Annotated in this window: 15 protein-coding genes; 9 read left to right on the forward strand and 6 right to left on the reverse strand. The window is 33.0% G+C overall.

Features of this window, described 5'->3' with window-relative positions:
• Positions 1 to 4 precede the first annotated feature (4 nt).
• From DL91_RS02840 to thsA, 8 genes are all read left to right on the forward strand, one after another.
• Positions 5 to 193 carry a 30S ribosomal protein S17e gene (locus tag DL91_RS02840; protein WP_048190173.1) on the forward strand — a complete coding sequence of 63 codons (189 nt, stop codon included), beginning with the start codon at positions 5 to 7 and terminating at the stop codon, positions 191 to 193.
• Between the two features lie 100 nt (positions 194 to 293).
• Entirely contained in the window at positions 294 to 1,514 is a 1,221-nt protein-coding gene (locus tag DL91_RS02845; protein ID WP_048190174.1) for an aspartate kinase, read from the forward strand.
• Positions 1,511 to 2,401 carry a 4-hydroxy-tetrahydrodipicolinate synthase gene (dapA, locus tag DL91_RS02850; RefSeq protein ID WP_048190175.1) on the forward strand — a complete coding sequence of 297 codons (891 nt, stop codon included), beginning with the start codon at positions 1,511 to 1,513 and terminating at the stop codon, positions 2,399 to 2,401. The genes DL91_RS02845 and dapA overlap by 4 nt, the downstream gene beginning before the upstream one ends.
• A gap of 138 nt (positions 2,402 to 2,539) precedes the next feature.
• The gene (gene dapB, locus DL91_RS02855) at positions 2,540 to 3,361 is read left to right on the forward strand and encodes a 4-hydroxy-tetrahydrodipicolinate reductase (protein WP_048190176.1); all 822 of its coding nucleotides are present in this window, start codon (positions 2,540 to 2,542) and stop codon (positions 3,359 to 3,361) included.
• 39 nt (positions 3,362 to 3,400) lie between these two features.
• Positions 3,401 to 4,447, forward strand: a complete 1,047-nt coding sequence (asd, locus tag DL91_RS02860; RefSeq protein ID WP_048190177.1) for an aspartate-semialdehyde dehydrogenase — start codon at positions 3,401 to 3,403, stop codon at positions 4,445 to 4,447.
• Between the two features lie 45 nt (positions 4,448 to 4,492).
• Positions 4,493 to 5,050: a phosphatase PAP2 family protein gene (locus tag DL91_RS02865; RefSeq protein ID WP_048190178.1), complete on the forward strand. Its 558-nt coding sequence runs from the start codon at positions 4,493 to 4,495 to the stop codon at positions 5,048 to 5,050.
• Between the two features lie 14 nt (positions 5,051 to 5,064).
• The gene (locus DL91_RS02870; RefSeq protein ID WP_048190179.1) at positions 5,065 to 5,577 is read left to right on the forward strand and encodes a hypothetical protein; all 513 of its coding nucleotides are present in this window, start codon (positions 5,065 to 5,067) and stop codon (positions 5,575 to 5,577) included.
• Between the two features lie 188 nt (positions 5,578 to 5,765).
• Positions 5,766 to 7,400: a thermosome subunit alpha gene (gene thsA, locus DL91_RS02875; RefSeq protein ID WP_048190180.1), complete on the forward strand. Its 1,635-nt coding sequence runs from the start codon at positions 5,766 to 5,768 to the stop codon at positions 7,398 to 7,400.
• Positions 7,401 to 7,455: 55 nt separating this feature from the next.
• Here thsA and DL91_RS02880 read toward each other — a convergent pair whose 3' ends face one another.
• The 6 genes from DL91_RS02880 to DL91_RS02905 all read right to left on the reverse strand — a co-directional run bounded on the left by DL91_RS02880 (position 7,456) and on the right by DL91_RS02905 (position 13,099).
• Complete coding sequence (locus DL91_RS02880; RefSeq protein ID WP_081882574.1) at positions 7,456 to 8,499, reverse strand: radical SAM protein; 1,044 nt, start codon at positions 8,497 to 8,499, stop codon at positions 7,456 to 7,458.
• A gap of 237 nt (positions 8,500 to 8,736) precedes the next feature.
• The gene (mmp10, locus tag DL91_RS02885) at positions 8,737 to 9,987 is read right to left on the reverse strand and encodes a methyl coenzyme M reductase-arginine methyltransferase Mmp10 (RefSeq protein WP_048190181.1); all 1,251 of its coding nucleotides are present in this window, start codon (positions 9,985 to 9,987) and stop codon (positions 8,737 to 8,739) included.
• Positions 9,988 to 10,049: 62 nt separating this feature from the next.
• Positions 10,050 to 10,463: a hypothetical protein gene (locus tag DL91_RS02890; RefSeq protein ID WP_048190182.1), complete on the reverse strand. Its 414-nt coding sequence runs from the start codon at positions 10,461 to 10,463 to the stop codon at positions 10,050 to 10,052.
• Positions 10,464 to 10,476: 13 nt separating this feature from the next.
• Positions 10,477 to 11,805, reverse strand: a complete 1,329-nt coding sequence (locus tag DL91_RS12625; protein ID WP_052374038.1) for a serine/threonine-protein kinase — start codon at positions 11,803 to 11,805, stop codon at positions 10,477 to 10,479.
• A gap of 35 nt (positions 11,806 to 11,840) precedes the next feature.
• Positions 11,841 to 12,743: a DUF4350 domain-containing protein gene (locus DL91_RS02900; RefSeq protein WP_048190183.1), complete on the reverse strand. Its 903-nt coding sequence runs from the start codon at positions 12,741 to 12,743 to the stop codon at positions 11,841 to 11,843.
• A gap of 107 nt (positions 12,744 to 12,850) precedes the next feature.
• On the reverse strand, positions 12,851 to 13,099 hold the full coding sequence (locus DL91_RS02905; protein WP_048190184.1) for a hypothetical protein: 249 nt from the start codon (positions 13,097 to 13,099) through the stop codon (positions 12,851 to 12,853).
• Between the two features lie 195 nt (positions 13,100 to 13,294).
• Between DL91_RS02905 and DL91_RS02910 the strand changes: the two genes are divergently transcribed.
• On the forward strand, positions 13,295 to 14,038 hold the full coding sequence (locus DL91_RS02910; RefSeq protein WP_048190185.1) for an immune inhibitor A domain-containing protein: 744 nt from the start codon (positions 13,295 to 13,297) through the stop codon (positions 14,036 to 14,038).
• Positions 14,039 to 14,042 lie beyond the last annotated feature (4 nt).

Raw genomic sequence — 14,042 nt, forward strand, 5'->3', positions numbered from 1 at the left:
AATTATGGGAAATATTAGAACATCATTTGTTAAAAGAACATCCAAAGAATTAATTGAAACTTACGAGGGTAAATTCACAACAGATTTTGATGAGAACAAAAAATTAGTTGAAGAATTCACTACAGTCAGCACCAAACATTTAAGAAATAAAATAGCTGGATATGTAACAAGATTAGTAAGGAATCAATCTTAAGCAAAGTCTTAAGCAACCTTAAACAAGAATTTCTTATTTTTTTTCCAAAAATTCTTAATTCTCACAATAATTAGGGTTGAATTTAAAGGTGTGTATTTTAATGGAAATAATAGTGGCCAAATTCGGTGGAACTTCTATAGGTAATGGAGATAGAATAAAAAAAGCTGCAGAATCTGTTGTTAAAGAATATATGAAGGGAAAAAAGGTAGTTGTTGTTGTATCAGCAATAAACAAAACAACAGATGAGATTCTTAAGACAGTTGACGATGCAATTGGAGAATCCATTACAGAGAAACAACTTGCAGACATAGTTTCAATGGGTGAAATTACAAGTGTGAGAGTATTCTCATCAACAATAGAGTCTCTTGGTGTTAAATCCGAATACTTGGATCCTTATATGGATAACTGGCCTATTATTACCGATAGCAATTATTTAAATGCTAATATTAACTTTGAAATAACAGAAGCTAAAACAAAGGAACTTATAAAGATACTAGATCAGGGTATAATTCCTGTTCTGTGCGGTTTCCTTGGTAAAGATGAGGATGGTACATTAACCACCCTAGGACGCGGTGGAAGTGATATTACTGCCTTTTTACTTGGACATTGTCTCAAGGCAGAAGAGGTTGTTATTGTAACAGATGTTGGCGGTGTAATGTCAACGGATCCAAACAAACTCCAGTCTGCAAAAAAACTGGATAAAATATCAGTTGAAGAGATGAGAGACCTTGCAACACATGGTGCAAAGGTTTTACATCCCCATGCTTTAAGATACAAGGATCCGCTCATAAACGCCAAGATTATAGGATTTGAACACGGCGATCTATCTGCAATTGGAACCGAAATCATAGGGCCAGCAGGTAACCACATGTTGAAAACCACAGCACTAAATGTGGAACCTATATCTGTTATAGCAGTAGTTGGAGAAGAGATACTAACCAAAATTGGAGTACTTTCAGCACTCACCGATGCACTCGCAGAGAACAAAATTAATATCTATGGTATATCAACGGGTCAAAACTCTGTAACCCTATTCATTGACAAATCATTAGTTGACAAAGCACATGAAATACTACACGATGTAGTGGTACAATGCAATGATCTAAGTTCATTATCGGTTGGAACAGACATAGCAATGATAACAGTAGCGAGTCAGGACTTTATAGATACTCCTGGAATAATTACAAGGATAACTGAACCTTTACGTAAAAATAAGATAAATATCGTTGAAATCTCTTCAAGTCAAACTTCTGTAGTAATTTTTGTAGAATGGAATGATGGTAAAAGAGCTTATGAACTTGTAAGGAGCGTCTTAGAATGAATTTGAAAGGTACAACAGTTGCCATGATAACCCCATTTACTAAAGAAGATGGGGTTGATGAGGCAGGAATGCGTGAAAACATAAACTATCTAATTGATAGAGGAGTTGATGGATTATTGGCCGCAGGTACAACCGGTGAATCTGCCACAATAACCCACGACGAACAAAGAAAAATGATCGACATCCTAATTGACGAGGTTAATGGAAAGGTAAATACCATTGCCGGTGCTGGAAGTAACTCATCAAAGGAAGCCCTAGGACTTGTTCAGTACGCTGAAAATGCAGGTGCAGATGCTGCCCTGGTAATAACACCATACTACAACAAACCTCAGCAACATGGACTTTATGAACATTATAAAATGCTCGAAGAATCAACAAATATCCCTATAATAGTTTATAATGTACCTTCAAGAACAGGCACAGACATAGATGTTGAAACCATTATAAATGTTGCCAAACTAGATAAAATCGTAGCCATAAAAGAGGCAAACCCTAATCTGGACAAGGTTTCAGCAATAATAAAAGGGATTCAAGATCAAAACATAGAAAACTTCATGGTTCTATCTGGAAACGACGACCTCACACTACCAATGATCTCACAAGGTGCAATGGGTGTTATTAGCGTTGTTGCAAATGTTGATCCATTAAGAATGAGTCAAATGGTTAACGCAGCGCTCAAAGGAGACTTTGAAAAAGCTGGAAAACTCCATTATGAACTTTATGACTTAATGAAGGTTCTTTTCATAGAATCAAATCCTGTACCTGCAAAAGAATCCTTAAATATGATGGGACGGCCCTCAGGACATGTTAGAATGCCACTCGCTCCAATGATGGACGAAAGTATTTCAAAGTTAAAACAGGTCTTAAAGGACCTAGATTTAGTTTAAGGATTTAAATCTAACTAAACTCAACTTTTTTAGATTTATCCCTCTTAAACTCATAAAACTAATTTTTAAGCTTATAAAATGGGATTCCAATTGGAATATCAATTTTTTTATTGTTTCAATCATTAGGAGATGAATAAAATGATAAATGTGGCTGTGACAGGTGCATGCGGAAGAATGGGTTCAAAGATAATAAAAACGATACTTGAACAGGAAGACATGGATGTTGTGGCAGCAATAGAAGTTCCCAACACTCCTCTAGAAGGTAAAGATGTTGGAGAAGTAATTGGAATAGGAGAAATAGGTGTTGAAGTTAACGGGGCAGAAAAACTTCAAGGCGTCCTTAAAAGTAAAAAACCAGATGTATTGGTTGACTTTACCATAGCCAATGCTGCAGTGGATACCATAAAAACTTCTTCTGAATGTGGTGTGAACCTTGTAGTAGGAACAACGGGATTTTCAGACGAACAAATGTCCGAAATATTAGACTCAATTAAAAAATCCCAAGTAAGCGCAGTTATAGCTCCTAACATGGCTGTAGGAGTAAATGTATTTTTCAAGGTCTTAAAAGATCTTGCAAATATTCTAGGAGACTACGATGTGGAAATTATTGAAGCCCATCATAGACACAAGAAGGATGCACCATCCGGCACAGCAGTTAAAGCTGCGGAGATCATTGCAACAGAACTCAACCGCAATATGGATGAAGTAGGTGTTTATGGGCGAAAAGGTATTGTTGGTGAAAGAACAGCTGAAGAAATAGGAGTTCACGCTGTAAGAGGGGGCGATATTGTTGGGGATCATATGGTTCTCTTTGCAGGTGAGGGTGAACGTCTTGAAATAATTCACAGAGCCAACAGCAGACAAGCATTTGTAAATGGCGTAATAAAAGGAATTAGATATGTTATAAATACCGATAAAGGTAACATATCCGATATGGGCGATGTTTTGGGATTGAAATAAATTATTGAAAGGTTAATAATATAATTAAAGGTGGTTAAAATGGTAAATGTAGGAATACTAGGAGCAACTGGAATGGTTGGGCAACGATTCATTGAATTGTTGGCAAATCATCCTGATTTTGAGGTAACTGCACTAACAGCTTCCACAAGATCTGCTGGAAAAAGATACGAAGATGCAGTAACATGGAATCTTGAAAGTAAAATACCAGAATCAATAAAAGATATTACAGTGGTTGAAACAGACCCCCAGCAAGTAAAAGATGTTGAAATAGTATTTTCAGCCTTACCCTCAGAAAATGCAGCAGTGGCTGAACCTAAATTTGCAAAGGCAGGCATGAAAGTTGCATCCAATGCAAGTGCAATGCGAATGGAACCAGATGTGCCATTAGTAGTTCCAGAAGTAAACCCTGAACATTTGGATCTCATAGAAATTCAGCAAAAAAAAAGAAGATGGGATGGATTTATAGTCACAAATCCAAATTGCTCTACCATTGCCCTGGTAATGACATTAAAACCACTTTATGACCAGTTCAATATAAAAAGAGTATATGTATCCACCATGCAAGCAGTCTCAGGAGCAGGTTACAATGGAGTACCATCCATGGCCATAGTTGATAATCTTGTACCATTCATAGGTGAAGAAGAAGAGAAAATGGAAACAGAAACACTCCATCTCTTAGGAGACTTTGATGGGGAATCAGTTACAGATGCGAACTTTGGTGTAAGTACATCTTGTCATAGAGTTGCAGTTCTTGATGGGCATACAGAAGCGGTTTTCATAGAAATGCAAGACGACTTTGAAGTTGTTGATGTAAGACAATCATTTTCAGACTTCAAGGGTCTGCCACAAAAATTAAATCTTCATTCCGCTCCAAAGAATCCTGTAGTTATTCGGGAAGAAGAAAACAGGCCACAGCCACGTATGGATAGAATGGAAGGTAATGGGATGGCTGTATCTGTAGGAAGGATTCGTAAAGACGATGTTTTTGACAAAGGTTTAAAGTACATATTAGTGGGTCATAACACCATTAGAGGCGCTGCGGGAGCGTCTATTCTTAACGCGGAATTGATAAATGAGATAATGTAAACTAATTACTTTTTTTATTTTTAAGAAGTTGAAGGATAAGACAAAATGTTGGATTTAATTGGTGCGGCTAGCAATGTTGATTTGATTATATTTTACTTTATCAATTCAAATCTCCAGAATTCATATTTCAATTTTATAATGCCATTAATTACAAATGCAGGACTTTATTTATTCTGGTTGGGCGTATGTGCAATACTTGCAATCTTTGGTGGAGATAAAGGTAGAAATGTGGCATTAATTCTTTTAATAGCTATTGTTATGGGTTATATTCTTTCAGAAGCTTTAAAATATATTTTCATGAGACCAAGACCATATCAGGTTTTAACAGGTGTGCACCAATTAGCAGCCCTTAATAGTCCTTCATTTCCATCAGGCCATGCAACACAAGTATTCATAGCATGTGTAATCCTTGGCAGAAAGTATGGGTACATTTTATTGTTTCTTTTACTTGCAATTGTAGTATCATTTTCAAGAGTATATCTTGGTGTTCACTATCCTAGCGATGTTATTGCTGGTGCGTTACTTGGTATTGGAATTAGCATAATAGTCCTCCATTTTGAAGATGATATCTTAAAGCTTAAAAACAGGTTAGTACATAGATAATTGTAGTGATAAGAATGCCGTTGTTAAAGGACACAGAGAGGGAACAATTGAGGCAACTTGTAAAAGCATGCCTATTAGAGATCAGCAAGTTGAAGATAGAACTTAAAAAATGCCAGAAGGAATCTTCCAAATCAACAGATACTGAGAGCATTCATATAAAAGCAGTTAAAGATGAACTGCAGAATAAGATAAGGGGAAGAGACGAAGAAATAGCCAGATTAAAAACAATTATTAATGGTAAAGAAGAAGAAATTATTGAGTTAGAAAAGATTAAAGTTTATTTTGATGCTATTATATCCCGGCCTAAAAAGGATCTTACTTCATTTCAATCCCAGATCTATGAGTTATTACCTTACAAAGAAGATTCATCAGAAAATCTCTATTTACAACTGAAAACAATGGGTTTCAGTGAACTTTCAAATGAGAATTTTGAACACGCTCTAAGAAATCTTGAAAGAAAGGGATATTTCCAATCAAGAAATAATGGTAAAATAAACTTATGGAAGAAATTGGATAGAAATGATTAGTTCTAATTAACTAGGATTTAATAAAAAAATTAGTTAAACACCTGATTTAATTCATTAATATTATTTATTTTGTACTTACCAAATAATTTAGAGGAAATCATTGAAAACAGTTTAATAAAACACGATCAAAAACTATTTATAGAACCTCTAACCCACTAATGAATTACATATAAAAAAGAGGTGATACTGTGGCACAATTAGGCGGCCAAGGCCAACAAGTTTTAATTTTACCTGAAGGTACCAACAGGTTTTTAGGAAGAGATGCTCAAAGAATGAACATAATGGCAGGTAAAGTACTTGCAGAAACAGTTAGAACAACCCTAGGTCCTAAGGGAATGGATAAGATGCTTGTTGATTCATTAGGAGATATTGTTGTGACTAATGATGGTGTAACCATACTCAAAGAGATGGATATTGAACACCCAGCAGCAAAAATGTTAGTAGAAGTTGCAAAAACCCAGGAAGATGAAGTAGGGGATGGAACAACCACAGCAGTTATTATTGCAGGCGAATTACTGAAAAAAGCAGAAGGACTGCTCGACCAGGATATACACCCAACAATCATTGCAATGGGATACAGACAAGCAGCTGAAAAAGCACAGGAAATCCTCAACGTCATATCAATAGATGCAGACGACAGGGACACTCTTTTGAAAGTTGCAATGACAGCAATGACAGGCAAAGGAACAGAAAAAGCCAGAGAACCTTTAGCAGAGCTTATTGTAGCTGCTGTGAAACAGGTTGAAGAAAATGGTGAAATTGATATTGACCATATCAAAATAGAGAAAAAAGACGGCGCAATTGTCGACGAATCAACTCTAGTTCAGGGTGTAATCATAGATAAAGAAAGAGTACATCCCGGAATGCCTAAAAAAGTAGAAGACGCTAAAATAGCTCTTTTAAACAGTGCTATTGAAGTGAAAGAAACAGAAGTTGATGCTGAAATAAGAATCACAGACCCAGCTCAGATGCAGGCCTTTATCGAACAAGAAGAGCAGATGATAAAGGACATGATCACCAAGATAGAAGACGCAGGTGCAAACGTTCTCTTCTGTCAGAAAGGTATAGATGATCTTGCACAGCACTACCTAGCTAAAGCTGGTATAATGGCTGTCCGTAGAGTTAAAAAATCCGATATGGAAAAACTCTCAAGAGCAACTGGAGCAAAAGTAGTTTCAAATATTGAAGACATGAGCTTTGATGATCTTGGAGATGCAGGATCTGTTGCAGAGAAAAGAATATCTGGCGAAGAAATGATCTTTGTTGAAGGATGTAAAGATCCTAAATCTGTAACCTTACTTGTAAGAGGTTCAACAGACCATGTTGTCGATGAAATCGAAAGAGCAGTTGACGATGCAATAGGAGTAGTTGCAGCAACAATTGAAGACGGTAAAGTAGTAGCTGGTGGTGGAGCAGCAGAAATATCAATAGCCAGAGGCTTAAAAGAGTACGCAGACACCATAAGTGGAAGGGAACAATTAGCAGTAGCTGCATTTGCAGAAGCACTAGAAGTTGTACCAAAAACACTTGCTGAAAACGCAGGACTCGACAGCATAGACTCACTTGTTGACCTAAGAGCAGCACACGAAAAATCCCTTTACATGGGGCTCGATGTATTCAAAGGCGAAGTACGCGACATGTACAAAGCTGGAGTAATTGAACCACACAGGGTAAAAAAACAAGCTATCCAGTCAGCAGCTGAAGCAGCTGAAATGATCCTTAGGATTGATGATGTAATAGCATCAACTACACCAAGGGAACCTGATATGGGTGGAATGGAAGGAATGGGCGGAATGCCTGGCGGAATGCCCCCAATGATGTAAATTAAATTTACATCTTTTTATTTTATTTTTTTTTTATTTAAAAATTAAAATTTGTTTAAGAATTTATTAAATTTATTAAATTAGTAAAAGCATTTAATTCAAAATCAACTGCTCTTTCTTTTATAATTGTATTTTCTTCATTTATTGGAGTTAAGGCATTAGGTCCTCGAATAATTCTTTTTAATCTACCATCCTTACTTAATAATTTTCCTGCTTCATCATCACGCATTAATGCATTACCAGGAATTATAATTTTATTTTTCAAATCATCTAAGTTAACTGTAGAAAAATCCTCAGGCCTTATTAAATCTCCTAATTCCTTATCAACGCTAATTATATTGACCAAACCATTTTTATCGATATTACTAAAAATTTTTTGAAGATATTTTTTTGATAATTTACTAGTTATTATGGTTGCTTTTGAAGTTATTTCAGGCAAAAATTTAAGATATGAACTGTAATTACTATTGGAGAGAATATATGGAATATCATTTTCAGGATAAAATGTAGGTATTCCTATTACAGTAAAATTAAATTCTTTATGAAGAGCTTGGACAATTTCTTGAAATTCTTCAAACGAATGTGGAATTATATCATCAATAACAGGTCTATTATTAAATATATTACCCTGATTTTGGAAATTACCAAATCTAAGTAAATGAAATGTTTTTACACCCCATTCTTCCAGAGTGTTTCCAGTATTATATAGATCTTCAAGATCAGTAACACCTGGAATAACCACAGATGATGCATTAACATCAATATTTTGTGAAAATATCTCAAAAGCCTTTAAAGACATCTCTGGAGATTTATCACCCATCCATTTTCTTCGAAGTTCAGGATTACTAGAGAAAATAGAAACATTCATCTCATCTACTCCCAAATTTAAGATATTTTCTATCATCTTGAAGTTCTTTATACCTTTGCCACTGGTGTAGTTTAGAATTATAGGAAGACCATATTCTTTTAATTTTCCAATAAGTTCTTCAAGATAGGGATAAAATGTTATATCGCCAACACTAAATAGGTTAATTTTAAGATCATAGTAATTTAGTTTTCCGAATAAATTATTCCATAACAATTCTTTATTAAAATCCATAATAACATTTTGAGGATGTTTAAAATCACTTATAACATCTTTTAATTAATTGCAGTAATTACAACCTTTTTGATTTGGAGGACAATATCTACATGTTAACTCTTCTAATTTCCTGAATAACAGAATTTACAGAAGCCGCCACAATCTTTTCCCGGAGTTCCCCCAACGTATGCTTTTATTTCCATAAAAAAAATCCCATTTATATAAACTTTTTATTATACTCAACATTTTTTTAATTTAAGAATTAATTGTATCAATTAAAGCATTAAATGAGTTTAATTCAAATTTAATTAATTCCTCTTTATCAGTAAGATGTACGCCCTCATAATAAGGATAAGTAAGTACATAGGGACCCCTTATAATTGATCTATTTTTACCATCTTTAGTTAAAATTTTTTTAGAATAATTATTATGTACAAAAGCTCCTCCAGGGATAATAACTTTGCTTTTCAATTTATTGAGATTTATAGAATTTAAATCTTCATGAGTGATTAAATCAGCGATTTCTTTATCCACACCAATTATATTAACAAAATTAGCTTTGTCAATTATTCCAAATATTTTCTTTAAAAACGGTTCTGTTAATTTACTTGTTATGATGGTGGCTTCCGATTCAATTCTCTTTAAATCTTTAAGATAATGTAGATTATCTTTTTTTGAAATTGTAAAAGGGCTATCATTTTCAGGGTCATAGAAAGGATATCCTATCACATTAAAAGAAAATTCATTATTTATTTTTTTAACTATATCCTTGAATTCCTCATAGGAATGAGGGTTTATACCCTCTATTACGGGATTATTGTTTAATATCAACCCTTGATTTTTAAAATTAGCGAATCTTCTCAAAGCTAAAGATTTTACACCCCATTTTTCCAGATCAATACATGTTTCAAAAATCTCATCCATATCATTAATTCCAGGAATTATTACAGCTGAAGCATGAAGATCAATATTTTCACAAAACATTTTTAATCCCTTAATTGACGCATCAGGATTTTGATCATTCATCCATCTTTTTCTTATCTCAAGATTGGTAGAAAATACTGAAAAGCCCACTTCATCTACTCCCAGAGAAATTAATTTCTTTGGCAAATATTCATCTTTAATAGGTTTACCACTGGTATAACCTAAATTTAATATTAATGAAGATTGCTTTAAAATTGAAATAAGCTCATACAAATAGGGATAACTAAATATATCTGCTCCCCCACCAACAATAATCCTAAAATTATATTTATCAAATGAGTCCGTAATATTTTCATAAAATTTTATTCTTATATCTTCTAAGACTTGAGAAAGAGGTTTAAATTTTGTGGATACTCTATCAATAAAATTTTGGCAATAATTACAGCCAATTTGGTTTGGAGGACATTTCATACATCCTATTGGTTCTAAATTATTAAAATTAACATTTTTATAAAAACAGAATTCACAATAACCACCACAATCAATACCTGTTCTTCCGCCAACATCGGTAAATATTTCCATAAAAATCACATATTTTCCTAAAAAAGCTCTTTTTTTTATTATTTCAGTATTTAAATAGCCATTTATGGATTATTGCCATAATACATTTTCAAAAAGTCTTTGGGTTTTTGAATTTCACTTAAAAACTGTTCTTTATTAATATCTCTATTTGCAAATTTTTTATGAGCATCATCATATTGGGCTATCATTCTCATTTCATCATTATAACTTTGAACAAAAGGTGCAGAGTCACTCTTATTAATATTTTTAGCTACCGTCTGAGATTCTAAACGTCTTTGAGCATTTAATTTCATTTTTTCAGTATCTTTATCAATTTGGGGAATCAATTTATCAGCAGGAACTCCACTATCAACTTGATTTATTAATTGTTGATCAAAATCAGAATTATTATAAATAATAAAAATTAGAGCGATAATAAAGACAATTAGTCCACCGCTAATTCCAAGAATTAGTCCCATATTTCGCCTTATTTCCAATTAATAGTTCCTCCTAGTGGTTTTCAAAACGTATTGTTTCATCTGGGGATCTAAATTTTTCTAATTCTTTAATCAATTCACTCATAGTAGAGTATCTATGATCCTTATTCTTAGCTAAACATTTCATAACAATATCATTTACTGGTTTGGCATTTGAATTTATTTCTGCAGGACTCACTGGCTGAGTTGTTAATATGGAACTGTAAATCTGTGAAAGATTTCCTTCAAATGGTAATCTGCCTGTTAAAAGTTCATAAAATACATTACCCAATTGATATATATCAGTTCTTTCATCTGCTTTACCATATTCCATTGATATTTGTTCTGGAGCACAATATGAAGGTGTAGCCCCTGATAGTGTAACTGATTCCTCAATTTTCAGCTTGCTTAAACCCCAATCAGAAATTTTGTAAACTCCATTTTTTATGAGTATATTAGATAATTTAACATCTCCATGAATGATATTTTTATTATGAGAATATTCTAAAGCCTTAGCAATATCATAAATTATTGAAACAGCTTCATCTAGAGTTCTCATTCCCTTTTCAAGTACCCCCTCACAAAACTCAGTTTCAATGTATGGGATTGGAAGAATCTTATATCCCTTAAGTTTCACAATGTGGGGATGATCTAAATGGCTCCAATTGGAAACTTCAGTAATAAAACTCCTCTCAGCTCTTTTATCAAAACTTTTTGGTATCTTAATGGCCACTTCATTACCTTTCATATTGATAGCTTTAAAAACTATTCCAAATCCACCTTCTCCAATATAAGAAGCATCAGTATAAAATGGCTGCAATTCAAAAGGTAATGCGTTGGAAGATACTTTTTTTAGACGATTAAATTCTTTACCTTCAATAATTAGATCTTGACCATAACCTCTACGGATCCATAAATTAGTTGCAAGAGGAATTAGAAGAATTAGACCGGCTAAAGTAAATATTTGCATTGTGGGAAAGCCAAATATATCTTCTAAAATTACTGTTGCACCGATAAATAGAAGAGCTATGGCCATATTAAAGTATGAATAAGTTGCTAATAATCTCTGCCTGGTAATGAGATTGAATAATATTACTATCATAAAGAAAAGGAAAAATGTTCCAGTTATTAATAATGTGTATCCTAAGTTGGGATCATATATTGTATATTGACTAAAGTCATAGAGATAAAAATTAATAGGTATAAATATTGCTGCTGCTAAAATTGCGAAAAATCCATTTATTCCTATTAAACCTTTATATTTCCAATTTTTAATAGTTTTTATGGGTTTTATTTTCCTATTTTTTTCTCTTCTAGACGTATAGAGTAATCCTGAAAATACAAGTGCACTGAATATAAGCATTGCTATGATTTCAGTTCCTATAAGATTAAAAGATATTATCCTGAAGGCTTATATGTAGTGGGGTTAGGATTGTTAGCTAACCAGTTTACTGAGTTTAATCCTAATTTCCATTCATCTGATCGATATATTACTGCATTAATGTATGTATAAGCTGCTGCCATAAAAACAACTTTTCCGTTTCCATATTGCATCTGGGAAACTACTGGAAATGGGCCACTTGTTTCATCTGTATCTTTTTGATAATTACTAGTAGTTGTTCCATCGGCTGCAGGATGACCCTTGTCAGCCCAAGTATAAGAATCTGTATATGCTACAACAGTAGAAGACCCAGGGTCTTTTAGGTAAGTTCCCATCATATAAATAAAATTTGTAACATTGTTAGTGATTGGACTGGGTCTTATATCTTTTATTTCTATCATGGGAGAGAAAAAAACGTAATCTTTATCATTAACTAATATTTCGTTATTGGCATATGATACTCCAAAACTTCTAGCTATTTTATTATATGAATAGTTTTGATCTCCATCAGTATTTCCCCAAGTGCTACCAATTATAAATAATCCACCACCGTTGTTAACAAAGTCTTTTATTGCGTTAATTTCATCATCGGTGTAATTACGAGTTTGATCCATAATTACTAGAACGCCGTAATCTTTAAGTAATTCGGGTGTAATGGGTTTATCTTTATATACTGTAGTGCTATAACCATAATTCTGTAATAAGTTAGCAAATCCCGATGATCCGTAAGTACCTATGCTATGAATGTTATTGAATTTTCCCCAATTAGAGCTAGATTCATCAAATAGAATTTTATTGTTATTAGGTTGTGCTGAGGCAATATGTAAAGATGAGAAAAATAATATTGGAATTACTAAAAAAAGAATAAGTAATATTTTATATTTTTTGGCCGCAAAATTAAATTTTAGATTACGACTCATTCTTTATTCACCTTCATGCCCCCAAAAAGTCATAACTTAGATTATTAAGTTAATAAAATGCGAAATCTAATATGTTTCCTCTTAATAAAAATTTTTTAATTATAAAATTACCACCATGGTCCCCATCCTGCAGGTTGAGCACCCTCTTCAATTTGCTTTTTAATTTCTGGAGGCATTTGGGTAAGCATTATTTCCTTAATTTCTTCCCTTGCTGAGTTATAACCATCCTGAAAACCGGATTTATACCCTTCTGAATACATTTCTAAGCATTCAGGATTTTTCATTTGTTTTTTACACTCTGCTTTACCGTCTTTTACTCCATCATCATATGTTTTTATAGTACTCTTTTCTACCATAATATCCCCTCCCTTGAAATCTCCCTATTTTTATGATCTATAATGTATTAACTTATTATTGATAAATTTTTTGGTATGATTCTTAAGATGAGATTTTTAAAGATATTCTTTTGGAGAAATTTAAAAAAAGACTTAAATATTAACCAGATATAATATTTTAACAGATAGAAATATTATCCAAGGGGGGTTTAATGATTGATATTAAAAAGCTTGGAAAAAAATTGCAAGGAAAGACACCTTCATCCATCCATTTATGAAAAAATGGAATTAACAGAAGCTCTACTTGAACAAAACACAGATAAAAAAGATCTAGAATCTAAAGGAGGATTAGATTTTGAAACTTACGAAGCCCTACAACGTAGAGGTGAAGTACATCTACAAAATTTAATGGGATATAAACAAGAAATTAAATCATTTTATGGATCTTTAAAAAATGCCCCTAAATCTGTTGGACCATGCCAGAGAATAGACCCTGTAATTGGCACTAAAAATGCAATTGTACTTTTAGCTGAATTTAAAGATGTAAAACATTCAAACGAAGCAAATGCATTTAATGATCTATTTTTTAATAAAGATAATAAGCAAAGTTTAAGAAATTATTATTTAGAAGCTTCCTGGAATCAACTAGATATAAATGGTGATGTAAATGAGAAATGGTACACTTTAAATGATAATAGGGCCGATTATTTGGATGATCCGACCAATTTTCATTATCCTAAAGCCCAAAAATTAGTTATAGAAACAATTGAGATGGCAAAAGATAGTGGGAATATTGATTTTAGTACCTATGCTAAAAATGGTAAGATTGAAATTCTTGTTATAGTTTATTCAGGTATAGGACAGGATACAAAACTTAATATAAACTACATTCGACCACATCATTATCATTTACTTGAACCATTGGAAGTTCAAGAAGGAATCTTTGTAGATAATTCCTGAACTT

It is taken from the genome of Methanobacterium sp. SMA-27, assembly GCF_000744455.1.
Classification (GTDB): domain Archaea; phylum Methanobacteriota; class Methanobacteria; order Methanobacteriales; family Methanobacteriaceae; genus Methanobacterium_B.

What these genes read in the sequence shown, in the direction of transcription:
- DL91_RS02840 (WP_048190173.1), top strand. Translation starts at nt 5, where the DNA reads ATGGGAAATATTAGAACATCATTTGTTAAAAGAACATCCAAAGAATTA.
- DL91_RS02845 (WP_048190174.1), top strand. Translation starts at nt 294, where the DNA reads ATGGAAATAATAGTGGCCAAATTCGGTGGAACTTCTATAGGTAATGGA.
- dapA (WP_048190175.1), top strand. Translation starts at nt 1,511, where the DNA reads ATGAATTTGAAAGGTACAACAGTTGCCATGATAACCCCATTTACTAAA.
- dapB (WP_048190176.1), top strand. Translation starts at nt 2,540, where the DNA reads ATGATAAATGTGGCTGTGACAGGTGCATGCGGAAGAATGGGTTCAAAG.
- asd (WP_048190177.1), top strand. Translation starts at nt 3,401, where the DNA reads ATGGTAAATGTAGGAATACTAGGAGCAACTGGAATGGTTGGGCAACGA.
- DL91_RS02865 (WP_048190178.1), top strand. Translation starts at nt 4,493, where the DNA reads ATGTTGGATTTAATTGGTGCGGCTAGCAATGTTGATTTGATTATATTT.
- DL91_RS02870 (WP_048190179.1), top strand. Translation starts at nt 5,065, where the DNA reads ATGCCGTTGTTAAAGGACACAGAGAGGGAACAATTGAGGCAACTTGTA.
- DL91_RS02880 (WP_081882574.1), bottom strand. Translation starts at nt 8,499, where the DNA reads ATGGATTTTAATAAAGAATTGTTATGGAATAATTTATTCGGAAAACTA.
- mmp10 (WP_048190181.1), bottom strand. Translation starts at nt 9,987, where the DNA reads ATGGAAATATTTACCGATGTTGGCGGAAGAACAGGTATTGATTGTGGT.
- DL91_RS12625 (WP_052374038.1), bottom strand. Translation starts at nt 11,805, where the DNA reads ATGCTTATATTCAGTGCACTTGTATTTTCAGGATTACTCTATACGTCT.
- DL91_RS02900 (WP_048190183.1), bottom strand. Translation starts at nt 12,743, where the DNA reads ATGAGTCGTAATCTAAAATTTAATTTTGCGGCCAAAAAATATAAAATA.
- DL91_RS02905 (WP_048190184.1), bottom strand. Translation starts at nt 13,099, where the DNA reads ATGGTAGAAAAGAGTACTATAAAAACATATGATGATGGAGTAAAAGAC.